Annotated in this window: 13 protein-coding genes; 6 read left to right on the top strand and 7 right to left on the bottom strand. The window is 69.9% G+C overall.

Features of this window, described 5'->3' with window-relative positions; all coding sequences use genetic code 11:
- The first annotated feature begins 1 nt into the window (after position 1).
- Together FHW12_RS08570 and FHW12_RS08565 are read left to right on the top strand one after the other, a co-directional pair.
- Positions 2-2,251, top strand: coding sequence for a delta-60 repeat domain-containing protein (locus FHW12_RS08570; RefSeq protein WP_310735188.1), 2,250 nt, complete (start codon positions 2-4; stop codon positions 2,249-2,251).
- A gap of 184 nt (positions 2,252-2,435) precedes the next feature.
- On the top strand, positions 2,436-3,623 hold the full coding sequence (locus FHW12_RS08565; RefSeq protein WP_182530583.1) for a hypothetical protein: 1,188 nt from the start codon (positions 2,436-2,438) through the stop codon (positions 3,621-3,623).
- Positions 3,624-3,661: 38 nt separating this feature from the next.
- Here FHW12_RS08565 and FHW12_RS08560 read toward each other — a convergent pair whose 3' ends face one another.
- The gene (locus FHW12_RS08560) at positions 3,662-4,468 is read right to left on the bottom strand and encodes a TatD family hydrolase (RefSeq protein ID WP_259392933.1); all 807 of its coding nucleotides are present in this window, start codon (positions 4,466-4,468) and stop codon (positions 3,662-3,664) included.
- Between the two features lie 134 nt (positions 4,469-4,602).
- Between FHW12_RS08560 and FHW12_RS08555 the strand changes: the two genes are divergently transcribed.
- Positions 4,603-5,814, top strand: a complete 1,212-nt coding sequence (locus tag FHW12_RS08555; protein WP_182530582.1) for a hypothetical protein — start codon at positions 4,603-4,605, stop codon at positions 5,812-5,814.
- Between the two features lie 76 nt (positions 5,815-5,890).
- Complete coding sequence (gene hrpB / locus FHW12_RS08550) at positions 5,891-8,467, top strand: ATP-dependent helicase HrpB (RefSeq protein ID WP_182530581.1); 2,577 nt, start codon at positions 5,891-5,893, stop codon at positions 8,465-8,467.
- Between the two features lie 180 nt (positions 8,468-8,647).
- On the opposite strand, the gene FHW12_RS08545 is transcribed toward hrpB, so the two are convergent.
- The 3 genes from FHW12_RS08545 to FHW12_RS08535 form a co-directional block, all read right to left on the bottom strand.
- The gene (locus FHW12_RS08545) at positions 8,648-9,205 is read right to left on the bottom strand and encodes a hypothetical protein (RefSeq protein WP_182530580.1); all 558 of its coding nucleotides are present in this window, start codon (positions 9,203-9,205) and stop codon (positions 8,648-8,650) included.
- Positions 9,198-9,740: a hypothetical protein gene (locus tag FHW12_RS08540; protein WP_220484375.1), complete on the bottom strand. Its 543-nt coding sequence runs from the start codon at positions 9,738-9,740 to the stop codon at positions 9,198-9,200. The genes FHW12_RS08545 and FHW12_RS08540 overlap by 8 nt, the downstream gene beginning before the upstream one ends.
- Positions 9,741-10,895: 1,155 nt before the next feature.
- Positions 10,896-11,792, bottom strand: coding sequence for a DMT family transporter (locus FHW12_RS08535; RefSeq protein WP_182530578.1), 897 nt, complete (start codon positions 11,790-11,792; stop codon positions 10,896-10,898).
- Positions 11,793-11,980: 188 nt separating this feature from the next.
- On the opposite strand from FHW12_RS08535, the gene FHW12_RS08530 reads away from it, so the two are divergent.
- Complete coding sequence (locus FHW12_RS08530; protein WP_182530577.1) at positions 11,981-12,679, top strand: ArsR/SmtB family transcription factor; 699 nt, start codon at positions 11,981-11,983, stop codon at positions 12,677-12,679.
- Between the two features lie 31 nt (positions 12,680-12,710).
- Here FHW12_RS08530 and FHW12_RS08525 read toward each other — a convergent pair whose 3' ends face one another.
- The 3 genes from FHW12_RS08525 to FHW12_RS08515 all read right to left on the bottom strand — a co-directional run bounded on the left by FHW12_RS08525 (position 12,711) and on the right by FHW12_RS08515 (position 14,858).
- A complete protein-coding gene (locus FHW12_RS08525) occupies positions 12,711-13,334 on the bottom strand; it encodes a hypothetical protein (RefSeq protein ID WP_220484374.1) in 624 nt (207 codons plus the stop codon).
- 111 nt (positions 13,335-13,445) lie between these two features.
- A complete protein-coding gene (locus FHW12_RS08520; RefSeq protein ID WP_220484373.1) occupies positions 13,446-14,189 on the bottom strand; it encodes a class I SAM-dependent methyltransferase in 744 nt (247 codons plus the stop codon).
- Between the two features lie 117 nt (positions 14,190-14,306).
- Positions 14,307-14,858 (bottom strand): pseudouridine synthase, encoded by a 552-nt coding sequence (locus FHW12_RS08515; RefSeq protein ID WP_182530575.1) that lies wholly within the window; start codon positions 14,856-14,858, stop codon positions 14,307-14,309.
- 94 nt (positions 14,859-14,952) lie between these two features.
- On the opposite strand from FHW12_RS08515, the gene FHW12_RS08510 reads away from it, so the two are divergent.
- Positions 14,953-16,221: a right-handed parallel beta-helix repeat-containing protein gene (locus tag FHW12_RS08510; protein WP_182530574.1), complete on the top strand. Its 1,269-nt coding sequence runs from the start codon at positions 14,953-14,955 to the stop codon at positions 16,219-16,221.
- Positions 16,222-16,246: the final 25 nt, after the last annotated feature.

The raw sequence follows: 16,246 nt of genomic DNA, 5'->3' as shown, positions 1-16,246 counted from the left end.
CGTGCATCGTTCAGCATGGTGTCGCATCGCGGCAGGCCTGGCGCTCGGATGGCTGGGCGCGGTGCCGCCTTCGGCGTGCGCGACCGCGCCATCGCCGCTGCCGGATCTTCCGCTCGGAGTCGCCGGCGACGTCCATGCGATCGCGCGCCAAGCCGACGGTGCCATGGTCATCGGCGGCGACTTTTCGATGATCGACGGCGTCCAGCGCAGCCATCTCGCGCGACTGCGTGCGGACGGCTCGCTCGATCCGGACTGGAACCCGTCCGTCGACGGCGTGGTTCGCGCCCTCGCCGTCGACGCGAGCGGACGCGTCTACGTCGCCGGTTCGTTCGACGCGGTCGGTGGCGAACCACGCCACGATATCGCCCGCATCGCGGCCGGCCGGCACGGCGACGTCGATCGCGCATGGAACCCCGGCAGGAACATCGACGCCACGTACGGCTTTGCCGCCTTGGCGGTGGGCCTGCATGGCGACGTATTCGCGGCCGGCGAGGTGGCGGGGCCTGCGCAGCTCGGCCCGCATCATGCGGTGAAGATCTCCGCCGCAGGCCTCATCGACCCGCAATGGAATCCGACGCTTCGCAGCAGCGTGCACGCGATCATGTCCGATACGCGAGGCTTCCTGTACGTGGTCGGCGGCGCGTCCTACGGCGAAGTCGCCGTGCACAAGGTCACCGAGACCGGCCACGGCGACGACGTCGCCGGTTGGCGACCTGCATTCGACGATTTGCCCCACGCAACGGCCGTCGGCGCGGACGGCTCCCTCTACATGGCGTCCTCCGTGTTCGGTTTCCCTGCGGAGAACGGTGCAGCGCCACGCTACGTCGCACGCATCTCCGGCAGCACCGGCGCGCTCGATCCGGCGTGGAATCCACCCTGCTCCGCACCGGTGACCGCGCTCGCCGTCGACGGTGATGCCGTCTTCGCGGCGCTCGGCGGAAACAGCACCGTCGAGCCGCAGCTCGCGCGCTGGTCCGCGCGCACCGGTGATCCGGCATGGCGAACGCCGGCCGAGGGCGTGAGGGTGCTCGCGCCGGCTGCCGGCGGTTCCGTCTACGCGAGCGGGTGGGGACTTCCGTCGCGTCTCGCCCTGGCCCGCCTCGACGGCGTGGACGGGCATTTCCTCGCCAGCGCGGATGCGGCGAAGCCCGGCGCCGTCCATGCGATCGCCGTCGAACCCGACGGAAGCAAGATCATCGGCGGCCACTTCGACGTCGCCGGCACGACGATGCGCGACAACCTGCTGCGTTTGGATCCGGAGGGTCGACTCGACCCGACGTGGCATCCGTCGACCGAGCTGCTGAGCGTCGATGCCATCGCGATCGGCGCGCAGGGCGAGGTGTACGCCAGCGGTGAATCGACCGCGCCGTCGTACCAGACGGCGTCGATGATCGTACGCATCGACGGCGATGCGGGCGCGATCGACCCCGGCTGGAACGTCGTCGTCGACGGCTGGGTCCACGCGCTCGCGCCGGACACGCACGGCGCGCTCTACGTGGGCGGCTACTTCGCGCATGTCGCCGACCTCGCGCGCGAGCATTTCGCGCGCCTGTCGCTGCGCGATGCGAGCGTGCTCCCTGCCTGGGGCACGTCGATGTTCCCGGTGAACGCGATCGTCGTCGACGACGCCGAGGACGCGCTCTACCTCGCGGACGGATATGGCTCGTACGCGCTGCCCCTGGGCGGCGGCAACTCGCTGGCGCGGTTCTCGAACGCGAGCGGCAGCCTGCGCTGGAGGCAGCCCTTGCCGGGCATGCCCAGCGCCTTGGCGCTCGCCCCCGAGGGAATGCTGTACGTCGGCGGCCAGTTCCTCACCGGCGACGCGACCAATGACGTACTCGCCTTCACGACCGCAGGTGAACCCGACGCGCCATGGAACGCGGCGACCGCGGTCCGGGGCGAGCATCCGGCCGCTTCGGCGCTGCTCATCGACGCCGGTGTCGTCGTCGTCGGCGGCAGCCGCTACAGCGACTTTCCGTACGTTGGAACGTCTAGCCTGGTCGGACGATCACGCGTCGACGGCTCGGAAACGGTGCCGATTGCCGTCGTCGACGGCACGGTGATCCATGCGATCGTCCGCGCGCCCGACGGCATCTACGTCGGCGGTGAATTCGGCGCGGTCGACGGTGTCATGCGCGTCGGTCTCGCCGCGGTCGCCGACGGTTCGGCGTCGCCGGTGCGTGCGCATTCGCCGCACGCGCGGCCGGATGCGCCGCCCTCGCGCGCAGCGGGACGCGACGCCACGCGCTAGGACGCGACGCGCCGGCGAGCGACACGACCGGCGAGCGCCCGCTGCGACGATTGCGCGCGCCCGCGCGTCCACTAGGCGCCGCGCGTGCATGCCGCCCGCGCGGGCCGTGCGTTGGTGGCACCGGCAGGCGTGCGAAGATGCGCCGCCGACGATCGCCTGCGATCCGCAAATCCTGGGAGAACGAATGAACAAGACGACACTCGCCTCGCTCGCGCTGCTGGCGGGCCTCACTGCGGTAGCGGCCTTCGCCGCGACCGCCGACCAGCCGCTTCCAGCCGACGTCGTTGCGGCACGCGCAGCGGCCGCGCCGCGCGTCGGCAGCGTTCGCCGCGCGATTGCGAAAGTCGAGGGCACGCATACGTCGCCGGGCACGCCGCTCGCGAACCGCTATCGCGCCTATCCGCCGAGCTGCGCCGCCGATCCGCTGCCGGACAAGCCGGTCGCGCCGGTGTATTCGACCAACATGCCGTTCTGGGCGCGCAAGCCGTCCGATCTCAACCACGGCTACCTCGAGAACGTGACGGTCAGCGTCTGGCGCCTGCCGTGCAGCAGCAGCGGCGCGGCGACGCCCTACAACAGCGAAGGCCTGCCCAATTCGATCACGCTCGTGCGCATCGACCGCGCGACCGATCGCGAAGGCCACGACGACATCTACCCGACCTTCCCGATCCTGCAGGTGAAGCAGGGCTCGATCGATTTCACGATCACCTCGGGCAGCGCGACCGCGCGCAATCCGAAGAGCTTTCCGCGCATCGCCAGCGAGCCGAACACGGTGCGCGAGAGCGCGAACTACGACAACGCGATCATCGACAGCACGACCTTCGTGCTGGAGAACTTCCCGGATGCGGACGCGGGCTTCTTCACCTACGGCGACGCCTTCACCCTGCGCGTCGACCCGAACGTGCCGGGCACGGTGCAGCCGGTCGACATCGCCGTGCCCGCGTACGCCGCGGCGCAGGGCGTCGTCACCACGCCGCGCCCGTTCGACGGCTACGTCGCGGCGCAGTGGATCAACTACGCGCAGAACCAGAGCCTGCTCGTGCAGATGACCGAACAGCGTCAGGGCGACGGTTCGACCGTGCGCCAGCTCGTGCTCGACGTGCTGCTCGCCGACGACAACGGCGACCCGTTGTGGCTGGTCGGCAATGCGGCGTTCACGCCCGGCCAGACCAGCGTCACCGTCGACCTGATCTACCTCGGTCCGGACCTCGTGCACGTGCCGTGGGGCCAGGTGACGGTGTCGATCACCGACTGCAACCACATTTCGCTCGACTATGCGGCGCGCGACGACGTCGCCGCGCCGATACCGCTGCTCGACGGACCGGTCGCCTACGAGCGCCTGTTCGCGCCGAACGGCCTCGTCTGCGAATGACGTGCACGGCGGTGAGCGCGCACGTGGCGCGTTCGCCGCTAAGCGGCGAGACCGAAGAACGCGCGCGCGGTCGCGCTCGTGATCGCCGCGGTCGTGGCCACGTCCTCGCCGCGCGCGCGCGCGACGGCCGCGCACACGTGCGCGAGGTACATCGGCTCGTTGCGGCGATGCGACGGCTTCGGGCGCAGGTCGCGCGGCAGCAGGTACGGCGCGTCGGTCTCGATCATGAGCCGATCGGCCGGCACGAGGCGCGCGAGCTCGCGCAGGTGCTCGCCGCGGCGTTCGTCGCAGATCCAGCCGGTGATGCCGATGTAGCAGTCGCGGTCGAGGTAGTCGACGAGTTCGGCGCGCTCGCCGGTGAAGCAGTGCACGACCGCACGGCCGACACGCCCGCGCACGGCGTCGAGGCAGGCGATGAAGTCCGCGTGCGCGTCGCGCTGGTGCAGGAACAGCGGCTTGCCGCTGTCGGCTGCGATCGCGAGCTGGCGCTCGAACGCGGCGATCTGCGCCGCGTGCGGCGAGTAGTTGCGGTAGTAGTCGAGGCCGGTCTCGCCGACCGCCTTCACGTCGGGCGTCGCGACGAGGTCGCGCAGCAACTCGTCCGTGGCGTCATCGTATTCGTGTGCGTGGTGCGGGTGCACGCCCGCGGTCGCGTGCAGGAAGCCCGGATGGGCCTGCGCGAGCGCATGCGCGGCGCGGCTGCCGCCGGCGCTCGCGCCGGTGACGACGATCGCGGCCACGCCGTGCGCACGCGCGCGGTCGAGCACGGCGTCGAAATCCGGGCGGAACGACTCGTGCGTGAGGTTCGCGCCGATGTCGACCAGCGCCAGGTCGGTATCCTTCATCTCGGGTGGCTCTTCATCCGGCCATGCAAACGCGCGATTATGCGCACTCTGCGTCGGGCTCGCATCCGGCGCGGTTCACCGCGAATTCATTGCCGCCCGGGGAAGCTCGCGCGGTCCAACTTGGGGAACTACCAATGAAAAGCCCGCTCCGCCTGATGCTCACCCTGACCGCAGGCATCGTTACCGCGCACGCGTTCGCAGCCCCGGCCGCGGCGCCGGCGGATGCGCAAGCCGCCCACGAGGCCGCCGTCGAGAACGTGCGCGCGACCCTCGCCCAGGGTGCCCGCGCGGCGGGCACCGGCTCCGCCAAGCGCAGCAAGGCGATGGGCAACAACGTGTTCCCGGGCACGCCGCTCGCGAACGAGTACCGCGCCTACCCGCCGAGCTGCGCGGCCTGGCCGTTGCCGGACAAGGCCAGCGGCGTGGTGTCGACCGCGCGGTTGCCGCTCTACACGCGCTCGAGCGCGGGCAACGCGCTCAATCCGGAAACCGTCACGATCTCGGTCTGGCGCGTACCGTGCAGCAGCTCCGGCAACGAGACCCCGTACAACAGCGACGGTGGCTACAACGCCATCACGCTGATGCGCATCGACCGTGACACCGCCAACGAAGGCCACACGGATTACTTCCCGACGTTCCCCGCGCTGCAGGTCACCCAAGGCAGCATCGACTACAACGACGCCGCGAGCTTCGTGCGTGCCTCCACCGAGCCGAACACGTTCGTCGCCGACTACATGTTCGATACGCCGGTGTTCTCGAGCACGACGTTCGTGCTGGAGAACTACAACTTCGGCGCCGACTACCTGCACATGTACAACTACGCGTTCAAGCTGCGCGTGCATCCGTACGCGGGCAACGTGTCGCCGGCTGAGTTCACCATCGCCGACTACGTGCCGACCCAGTCGGCGTACCCGGCCGCGTTCGAACCGCTGCCGATCGACGGCTATTCGAGCGCCTCGTGGTACGACCCAGCGCACAACGGCGAGGGCATGCTCACGCAGATCATCGACAACGGCACGGCGTCGCGCACGTTCTTCGCGGCCTGGTACACGTACGACCAGCTCGGCCTGCCGTACTGGCTGATCATCCAGGGCACGATGCCGCACTTCCAGACCGACCTCACCAACGTGCCGGTCTACTACACGAGCGGCGGCGGTTTCGCCGGCGATTTCGGCTCGACCGTGACCCTCGCCAACTGGGGCACCCTGTCGGTGTCGTTCCCGGACTGCATGCACATGTCCTTCAGTTTCAACGGCCATACCGGTACCGGCGACAACGGCCCGGGCGGCAGCGGCTCGCGCATCTGGACGCGCGTCGCGGACATCAATGCACTCGCCTGCGAATAACAGCGCCCACTGCAGCACCGACGATCCCGCCGCACGGCGGGATCGTTTTTTCCGGGGGCCGGCCCGATGACCCCGCATGCGTGACGACCCCGCGCGATTCCCCGTCGATGCGATCCTCGCCGACCTGCAGCGCGCGCTGGCCGCGGGCACGCGCCTCGTGCTCGAAGCACCGCCGGGCGCGGGCAAGACGACGCGCGTGCCGCCCGCGCTGCTCGGCGCGGACTGGCTCGCCGGCCGCAAGGTGCTGCTGCTCGAGCCGCGCCGCATCGCCGCGCGCGCCGCGGCGGAGTTCATGGCCGCGCAGGCCGGCGAACGCGTCGGCGAGAGCGTCGGCTACCGCATCCGCTTCGAGAGCCGCGTGTCGGCCGCGACGCGCATCGAAGTCGTCACCGAAGGCATCCTCACGCGCATGATCCAGGACGACCCGGAACTGTCCGGCGTCGGCGCGATCCTGTTCGACGAATTCCACGAACGCCACCTGCACGGCGACCTCGGCGCCGCACTCGCGCTCGACGTGCAGGCGAACCTGCGTCCCGACCTGCGCCTCGTGGTCATGTCGGCGACGCTCGACGGCGAACGCGTCGCAGCTTGGTTCGATGCGCCGCGCATCGCCAGCGAAGGGCGCAGCCACCCGGTGCGCATCCTGCACCCACCCGCGCGCACGGGAGAAGCGTGGCCCGAACGCGGCTGGCCGTTCGGCGTGCGCCGCGTGATCGAAACCGCGCTCGCCGAAGCCGACGGCGACGTGCTCGTGTTCCTGCCCGGCAAGCGCGAGATCGAGCGCGTGCGCGCGACGCTCGCCGACCTCGGCGACGCGCTCGACGTGCTGCCGCTGCACGGCGACCTCGCCCTCGCCGAGCAGCACGCGGCGCTCGCGCCCGCGGCGGCGGGACGGCGTCGCGTCGTGCTCGCGACGAATGTCGCCGAATCGAGCCTGACCCTGCCCGGCGTGCGCGCGGTCGTCGACCTCGGTCTGGCGCGCGAACCACGCTTCGATCCGAACAGCGGCTTCACCCGGCTCGACACCGGTGCGATCTCGCAGGCCTCGGCCGACCAGCGCGCCGGCCGTGCCGGCCGCCTCGGTCCCGGCAACGCGTATCGCCTTTGGCCGCAGAGCCGCCGGCTCGACGCCGAACGCACGCCCGAGATCGCGCAGGTCGAACTGTCGCAGCTCGCACTCGAACTCGCGGCCTGGGGCACCGACGCGCTGCGCTGGCTCGATGCACCGCCCGCGGGCGCGCTCGCGCAGGCACGCGAACTGCTGCGCCGGCTCGGCGCGCTCGACGCCGACGACCGCATCGCGCCGCTCGGCCGGCGCATGCTCGCGCTCGGCGCGACGCCACGCCTCGGTGCCGCAGTGCTGCGCGCCGACACGACGCACGCCGCGTTCGCCTGCGACGTCGTCGCGCTCGTCGAGGCACGCAATCCGCTGCGCGGCGACGCCGGCCGCAATGACGATTTCCGCGTGCGCGTCGCCGCATTGCAGGCATCGCGCGCACGCGAGGGAGCGCGCGTGCGCGAAGTCGGCGCCGAGCCGAAGTCGCTTGCGGCGATCGTCCAGGCAGCGGATGCGTGGCGGCGCCGCTGTGGGAGCGGCGGAAGCCGCGATGCACTTGCGATGTCCACCGCCATCAGGGGCATCGCGGCTTCCGCCGCTCCCACGACGGCAGGTTCGGCGGCGACGGCGGTCGGCGACGTGCTCGTGCACGCATTCCCCGATCGCATCGCGAAGCAGGATGGGGCCAACCCGCGCCGCTACACGCTCGCCAACGGCCGCGGCGCGCGCCTTGCCGACGACAGCGCGCTGTACGGCGAGCCGTGGCTCGTCGTCGTCGACCTGCGACAGGAAGATCGCGACAGCCTCGTCTACGCCGCCGCGCCGTTCGATCCGGCGCTGATCGAACGCGACTTCGCGACGCGCCTCGTGCGCGAGCGCAGCGTGCGCTGGAACCGCGACACGCGCGCGGTCGACGCATTCGAGCAGCGCCGCTTCGACGCGATCGTGCTCGAACGCCGCAGCGTGCCCACGCGCCCCGAGGACGCGGTGCCCGCGCTGCTCGCCGCGGTGCGCGAACTCGGCCTCGATGCGTTGCCGTGGAGCGATCACGCGCGCGAACTGCGTCTGCGCGTGAATGCGCTGCGCGGCTGGTGCCCCGAACTCGGCCTGCCCGACTTCTCCGACGCTGCCCTGCTCGCCTCGCTCGACGACTGGCTCGCGCCCTACCTCACCGGCAAGCGCCGCCTCGATGCGCTGCAGGCGGCGCAACTGGCCGAAGCGCTCGCGGCGCGCATCGACTTCGCACAGCGTCGCGCGCTCGACGAACAGGCACCGGTGTCGCTGCGCGTGCCGAGCGGCATGGAACGCCGCATCGCCTATGCCGACGACGCACCCCCCGTGCTCGCGGTGAAGCTGCAGGAACTGTTCGGCCTCGCCGACACGCCGCGCATCGCCGGCGGCCGCGTACCGCTCACGCTGCACCTGCTCTCGCCCGGCGGCAAACCCGTGCAGGTCACGCAGGACCTGCGCAGCTTCTGGGAACGCACGTATCCGGAAGTGAAGAAGGAACTCAAGGGCCGCTACCCGAAACATCCGTGGCCGGACGATCCGTGGACGGCGGTGCCGACGCATCGCGCGAAGCCGCGCGGGACATGAGTTTCGTGAGGGGTAGGTCGCTGCGAAAGAGCAGCGACCGCTCGCCCCCGGCGGATTCCATCATGGCCCGAGCATCTGCTGCTCACTCCAAGTCCGAATACACGACTGCAACCGCACCGCTTGCCAGAAGCGAAATCACTCGGTCATTTGCAAGGGGAGTCCATACACAAATGTTAGCCCTCAGCGCACCCGCCGAAAATACTCGCGCGCGTGAAGATCCGGTAAGCCAGGCTCTGTGCTACCGGCATAGACCCAAAACGTATCAGCATCGACAAAGTTGAAGGTGGTAGCCTCTTCTCCTTCGGCGAAGGATCGTTTGGCCGACCAAACAATCATCGAGGCACTACAGAATAGAATTTTGTACGGCTTGCGCTTATCAGAACCCGAAAACGGCTTTGATTGGCCAGCAACCGGCACTTCGATATCGGGCATCACTTCATGCAGTTCATGGCCAGCGAACGTCAACGTCAAGTGGCCTAGCAGTGCGGCGAGAAATGCATCCGTCTTGGATTGGAGCTTGGCGTTTGCTCTATTAAACGACATGGATGCGTCGGCATCGGACTTCCATACGCCACTCAAGTCGTGCTCACATGCTAGTGAGCAATCGGCGAATAGAAGAATCGCAAGTACGGACGGCAAGGTGGCCTTCATGAGAGCTAACTCTTGAGGTAGTGGCCGCTGCCACACATGCATCGGAGTACAGCGGGCTTCGGTCCATTTGACCGAATAGTCAGCCACCGTGGCACTCCACTGATGCGACCTTCTCATAGGTTGCTGTATTTCTGGTTCGCGGCGAAGTGTAAAGAAGCTTGGTCTTTTCTTGATTCGGTCGCGAGCCATTCGCCAAGAACTTCCCGTTTTGCTCGATGGCGAGATAGATATCGCCTCGAAACAGGTGGAATGTCCCTGCGACCTTCCTGCAATCGACGAGCGTATTCACGAATGTGCCGTCAGCGCGAAACTCCATCCAGTCTGTCGGACTGTGATCAGGATCGTCCGTGAGTTCCCAAATACCCAGGAGCCACTTGGGAATCGACGCTTGTTCGGCCGCAAAGCTTGGCAAGGATAAGCCGACCAGGAGCAGCGGCACGAGCATGAGCTTAGGCATGGCAATGGCGTTCCGATGCAGGTGCCATACTACAAATCGACCCCGAATCGGGGCGTTGCACGGCATCGTGCTCGACCAAGCAATACTGGTCAAGCCGATTTCCAACGCGCTTTCAATCGCTTGGTCGACCGCGGGATCGGGCCATGCCGCAGCGCCGCGCAACATGCCGCCGGCAGGGGGTGTAGCGGTTCACGCATCTGGAACCATGAGCGTAACGGGTGGCTCGAAGCCGTTCCGGGCGCATCGCGGCCCTGCGCGCCGGGGCGCTGACGAGCGCGCCCTTTGGCCGAGTGAGGTACGCCGGCGCGCGCGCGCTCATGCGCGGCATCGGCGCTCGTTGCTCGACGGCGCGAGCGTTCGACGCGGGAGATCGGGTTCCGGGACCGGGGGTATGGGCATGGAGCTTGGCATTTCGCGTTCCGAGCTCGGTGTGCTGCGCCTGGAGCTCGAACTTTCGAGTTCGGAGCTCGAAAGCTCGGGCGGGGTGCTCGACATTTCGAGATGCTTGCTCCGACGTTGGCGTCCGACGCTCGAGCGTTCGAGATCCGGGCTCCGGCCTTCGAGTTCGGCGCTCGAAGGCTCGGGTCCTGCGTCGGACGTTTCGAGCGTCGCGCCTGGCGCGCCGAGTTCCGCGCTCTGCGGATGAAGGGCGGTTCCGGGAGGTTCGAGCACTTGTCCTGGCGTTCGACGCCGCGTCGTCGGCCGGTCGACTTCCCTGGGTGGCCTCTGCGGTTCGGGTGAAGTGCCCACGAGCGTAGGGGCGCATCACTTCGGCGCACCCGCCCGCCTCGCTGCCCGCGTCGGCTTCTCCCGACAGCGAGAGGGCGGACGGTCACGCGTGACTTCGCGCGTGCGGCTTCGGCTCGGCCGTGCCGGCCGCCAGGTCGACGGGGACCGACGCGACGACGTGTCCGCATCGTCCGCTTGCTTTGCTGGCTTCTGCGCGCAGGAGCGCGCTGCTCTCGGGGCCCCCTCAGCGGCGGTGAACGGCGGACGGATCAGCCCGCAGGGGCGCGCACAGGACGTGTGCGCGTTCGCCGTCGGCGCAGGAGGCGCCGTCGGCGAATCCCGGCCGCCGTTCACGCACCCGCAGGGCAGGATGCCCGGAGGGCGCCGCTGTCGGGGGGTCCTTTCTTTTGGTTCCTTTTCTTTGGACAAGCAAAGAAAAGGAACCCGCTCGCACGGATGCGAGCGGAACACGCAGGGATGCGGGTCGGTTGTCGCGAAAGTGCTTTGCGCTGCCGTCCAACACGACGAAACGACAACGAACAGCGCACCGCACAACGCTCCCGCAAGCGCAAGCGCGACGAAGGCGGCGCCTCAGCGCCGCCCTTGGCCCTCGCGCTGGCTCGCGATCACGCTGCCGAGGATCATCGTCCCCGCGATCAGCATCGTCGCGGTCGGCGTTTCGGCGAGCAGCAGCCAGCCCCAGAACACGCCGAACAGCGGCACGAGGTAGGTGCAGGTAGTCGCGCGCGCGGCGCCGACGCGCTGGATCAGGCGGAAGAAGAACGCGTAGGCGATGCCGGTGCAGAGCACGCCGAGCGCTACCGCGCTGCCCCACGACGCGCTCGACGGCGACTGCGCGGGCCAGGTCGCGAGAGCGAACGGCGCGAGCAGGATCGCCGCGCAGCCGAGCGTGCCGGCGACCGCGGCGAGCGGCGGCACGCCGGCGAACCAGCGCTTGGTGAAGTTCGCGGCGAAGCCGTAGCACGCCGACGCGGCCGTGCCCGCGAGCGCGGCCGAGAACACGTCGGAGCCGGCGACCTTGCCGCTCATGAGCACGACGACGCCGACGAAGCCGACGATCATCGCGAACGCACGGCGCAGGCTCACGCGCTCGCCGTAGACGAGCAGCGCGACCAGAGCGGTGAACAACACGGTGAGGCTGTTGGCGATCGCACCGACGCCGGCAGGCGCGCGCTCGGCGCCCCAGGCGAACAGCGAGAACGGGATCGCCGAATTGAGCGCGCCGACGATCGCGAACTGCACGAGGCGTTTCGCATCGAGCAATGCTCGCGCACGCCACAGGAACGGCAGCAGGATCAGCGCGCCGAGCACGATGCGCACTTCGACCAATGCGAACGGGCCGAACTGCGGCGCGGCGACGCGCATGAAGAGGAACGAGCCGCCCCAGATCGCGCCGAGGGCGACGAGTTCGAGCGGGGTCAGCCAGTCGGTGCGCGGTGCGCCGGTCGCGGCGAGCGTGTCGTTCATGGCGCGGGTCTCCGGCAGTCGCGCGGCGGCGGGTGTCCTTGCATGCGGCCACTCTTGGCCAATTCCAGCCCCCGCAGCGGGCCAGTTCGTGCGGATCGGATGGAACCGGTGCAGTGTGCCCGCGCCGCGCGCGGGACGCTTCGGCGGCGGCCGAAACGACGCCTGCGGCGATCGGCTACGCTCGCCGCATGACGAGTGCCGCACCGACCAGCCGCCACCGCCTCGCCGAGATCGGCGCATTGCTCGCCGAGCCCGCGCGCGCGGGCATCCTGCTCGCGCTCATCGACGGCAGCGCGCGGCCGGCCGGCGAACTCGCGGCGCTCGCCGGCGTCGCGCCGGCGACCGCGAGCGCGCACCTGCAGCGACTCGTCGCCGGTGGCCTGCTCGCGTTGCACGCACAGGGCCGGCACCGCTATTTCCGCCTCGCCGGCGAAGACGTCGCGCACCTCGTCGAGACGCTCGCGCTCGCCGGAGCGCACGCGCCGGCCGCGGCTGCGGTGTCGCCCGCGGACACACCGCTGCGCCGTGCGCGCACGTGCTACCGCCACCTCGCCGGCCGCCTCGGCGTCGCGCTGTTCGAGCGCCTGCGCGAGCGCGACGCGCTCGAGCTCGGCAGCGACGCGATCCGCCTCAGCGCCGCGGGCGCGCGCTGGCTGCACGATGCGGGCCTGTTCGACGACGACGAAGGCCTCGCGCTCGCCGGACGCAGTTGCGTCGACTGGACCGAACGCCGCTTCCACCTCGCCGGCGCGCTCGGCAACCGCCTCGCCGAGCGCCTGTTCGAGCGCGGCTGGTTGCGGCCACGGCGGGACTCGCGCGCGCTCGCGCTCGGTGCGCGCGGCGACGCCGGGCTGCGCGCGCTCGGCATCGACTGGACGCGCCTGTAGGCGCGCACCGCGGACGATCGCGCCGGCACCGCTAGTCGCGCGGTCGCCCCTGGCTGCACGCGGTCGCGGCGTCGGCGCGCACGAAGTCGGCGGTCCAGTTCGTCTCCCATGCGCGGCCGTCGTAGGAGAACGCCTGTTCCCAGCGCGCGTGGTCGTGATCGACCTTGTCCCAACGGTAGCGCACCTTGACCGGCCGGCCGTCGTCGACGTCCTCACCGTAGAACTCGCCGCGCGCGCCGTCGAAGCCGCCGACGACGGGCGTCTCGAGGCGGCCGCTCGTGCTGTTGATCCACCAGACCGACCACTGCTTCTTGGCGATATCGTAGCTGCGCAGCGTGAAGCCGGCCCAGCCCTTGGTCGGGAAGCGGATCTCGTCCGCGGTGACGCGGCCGTCGAGGTACGGCGTCATGCACAGCGTGGCAGGAAACGTGTCCCACTCGTTGCTGCCGACGCCGCGTGCCTTCAGGCGATGCTGCGTCGTTCGCCAGCCACCGGCGAAATACTCGAAGTCGTGCGCGCCGCCGGTTCGCGCGGTCGTGTAGCCGGGCGCGTCGGGCGGTGCGCCGGCGCTCGCCGACGACGTGGATGCGAGCAGGCACGCGGCGAGCACGCTGCCCGCGAAGGTCGCGTTGCGAAGAACCGGGGTGCGAGCCATGGGAACCTCGTCATGACGATGCGCGAACCGCATCGCCGGCGAGTCTAGTCACGCAGGCGGCCCCATCCCCGGTCCATTTCGTGCGTGATTGATGGGGCCGATCGCCGGAGCTCAGGCGCGCCCGGCGCGCAGGTGGAAATCCCAGCGCACGCGTCGCGCCTGCAGCGGATCGCCCCAGCCGCGCGCGATCTCGTCCTCGACGAGCGCGACGGGATCATGCCCGTTCGCGGCGAGGTAGCGCTGCGTCGCCGACCACGAACGCAGGTAGGCGAGGAACTGCGCGAGCGTCCATTCGACGTGCATGTCGAACGCCGGCACGGCGATCTCGTCGAACGGGAACGGCAGCGTGCGGTAGCCTTCGTCGATGTAGCGCCGCTCGGGCGGCCAGTACGGCCCGGTGAGGTCGACGTAGAGCCGGTTCTTCGCCGCGTCGACGGCCGGTGCGACGCTGCAGTCGGCGTAGCTCCATGCCGCGACCAGCGCGCCCGGCGCGAGCACGCGTCGCACCTCGGCGTAGAAGCGCGCATGGTCGAACCAGTGCAGCGCCTGCGCGACGGTTGCCAGGTCCGCGCCCGCGTCGGCGAGCGAGCATGCTTCAGCCGGTTCGACGCGGTAGTCGATGTTCGGTCGTGTTTCCGCATTCGCGATCTGCGCCGCGCTCGGGTCGGTCGCATGCACGCGCGCGAAGCGGCGCGCGAGCGCGACGCTCGCCTGGCCGTTGCCGCAGCCGACGTCCCAGGCGAGCGAACGCGCCGGCGCCTGCGCGGCGAGCCAGTCGAACAACGCGTCCGGATAGGTCGGCCGCGCTTCGTGGTAGGCGCCCGCGTGACCGGAGAAATGGTCCTTGAACGACATGCGCATTCCCGTGGCAGCGGCGGAACCGCGATGCTGTTCCCGCCACGCCGCAATCGCAAGAGCATCGCGGCTTGCGCGGCGCCCACGGGCACCGGATCCATTTCTCGCGGATCCGGCCTACGCGTGGTCCGGCACGACGCGCGTCTCGCCGGGCGCGAGGCCGTCGAGTGCGTACGGGCCGACGCGCACGCGCACGAGGCGCAAGGTCGGCAGGCCGACCGCGGCGGTCATGCGCCGCACCTGGCGATTGCGGCCTTCGCGGATCGTCAGCGCGAGCCATGCGTCGGGCACGCTCTTGCGGAAGCGAACGGGCGGCACGCGTGGCCACAGCCAGTCGGGCGGCGCGACGGGCGCTTCGACATCGCTGGGCAGGGTCGGTCCGTCGGCGAGCGTGACGCCGTGGCGCAGCGCATCGAGCGCGACCGGCGTCGGCGTGCCTTCGACCTGCACGAGGTACGTCTTCGGCTGCTTGTGGCGCGGATCGGTGAGCCGGTGCGCGAGCGCGCCGTCGTCGGTGAGCAGCAGCAGGCCTTCGCTGTCGTGGTCGAGACGGCCGGCCGGATAGACGCCCGGAACGTCGACGAACCCGGCGAGCGTGCGCCGTGGCGGCACGCTGCGATCGGTGAACTGGCACAGCACGCCGTACGGCTTGTTGAGCAGGATCAGCATCGGCCGCGCAGCCTAGCACGTCGTCGGCACGCTCGATGTCGTTTCGCTGCCTCGCCTGCGTTCTGTGGATCGGAAACCCCACAGGAGCCCGATCATGCGCCACCTCGTCCTCGTCCTCTTCGTCGCTGCGCTCGCCCTGCCGGCGCATGCGACCGTCTTCACCGTGACCAGCGCGGCCGACGTCCCCGACGACGACGTCGGCGACGGCATCTGCCACGCGGAACTCGGCCTGCCCGGCACGTGCACGCTGCGTGCGGCGGTGCAGGAAGCGAACGCGCACGCCGGCGCGGACCAGATCAACCTCGACGCGGGCCAGCTCTACACGCTCACCCGCAGCGGCAGCGACGATACCGCGCTCGTCGGCGATCTCGACATCACCGACGACGTGACGATCCTCTTCTTCGCCTCGGGCGAGCGCCCGATCGTCGATGCCGGCGGCCTCGAGCGGGCGTTCGATGTCCACGGCGGCAACGTGACCATGCTCGGCTTCGACATCACGGGCGGCGATGCGACCCTGCCGAGCGACCAGGCGGGCGGCGGGATCGCCGTCGACTTCGACGCCGGCGTCGTGCAACTGTCGCTGATGCGCTTCTACGGCAACCGCGCGAACTTCGGCGGCGGCCTCTACAACGACGGTCCCGACACGCGCTGCAGCGCATGCGAGTTCTTCGACAACGAGGAGGCGGACGACTTCGTCGACAGTGCCGGGGCGGCGGTCCTCAATCGCGGCACGCTCGTGATCGACCACAGCAGCGTGCACGCGAATCACGGCGTCGGCGAGCTCGGCGCGTTCGCGATCCGCAACGTGCCGCCGTTCTCCGGCTCGCCGAGCCTGAGCGTTGTCGACAGCACGATCGCCGACAACCTCGGCATCGGCGTCGGCAACCTCGACGCCGCGACGCTGGTCGTGCGCAACTCCACCATCGCGGCGAACAGCAACGTCGGCATTGCCGTCAGCGGCGTCGGCGGCACGTTCCAGATGCGCAACAGCGTGATCGCGAAGAACGGCGGCCAGGATTGCACGGTGTCCGCCGGAGCGACCCTCAATCTCAACCGCTACAACATGGATTCGGACGACACCTGCGAACTCGCCGGCGGCAGCTCGAACTATCCCGGCGTGGAGCCGCAGCTGACTCCGCTCGCCATCCACGGCGGCTTCACGCCGACCGCGTGGCCGCTCGTGACGAGTCCGATGGTCGATGCCGGGCACCCGGTAATCGGCGCGATCGGGTGCGAGGAGGACGACCAGATGTTCGCCGAGAGGCCGGCCGACGGCGATGGTGACGGCAACGCGCGCTGCGACGTCGGTGCGATCGAACTTTCCGACGACGTGCTGTTCCACGATCCGTTCGAACGGCTGTGAGCACCTCGGCTCCGATGTCGTCGTG

The sequence above is a fragment of the Dokdonella fugitiva genome, from assembly GCF_014138265.1.
In the GTDB taxonomy this organism is placed as follows: Bacteria; Pseudomonadota; Gammaproteobacteria; order Xanthomonadales; family Rhodanobacteraceae; genus Dokdonella_A; species Dokdonella_A fugitiva_A.
This window is presented reverse-complemented; position numbering and strand designations above follow the sequence as displayed.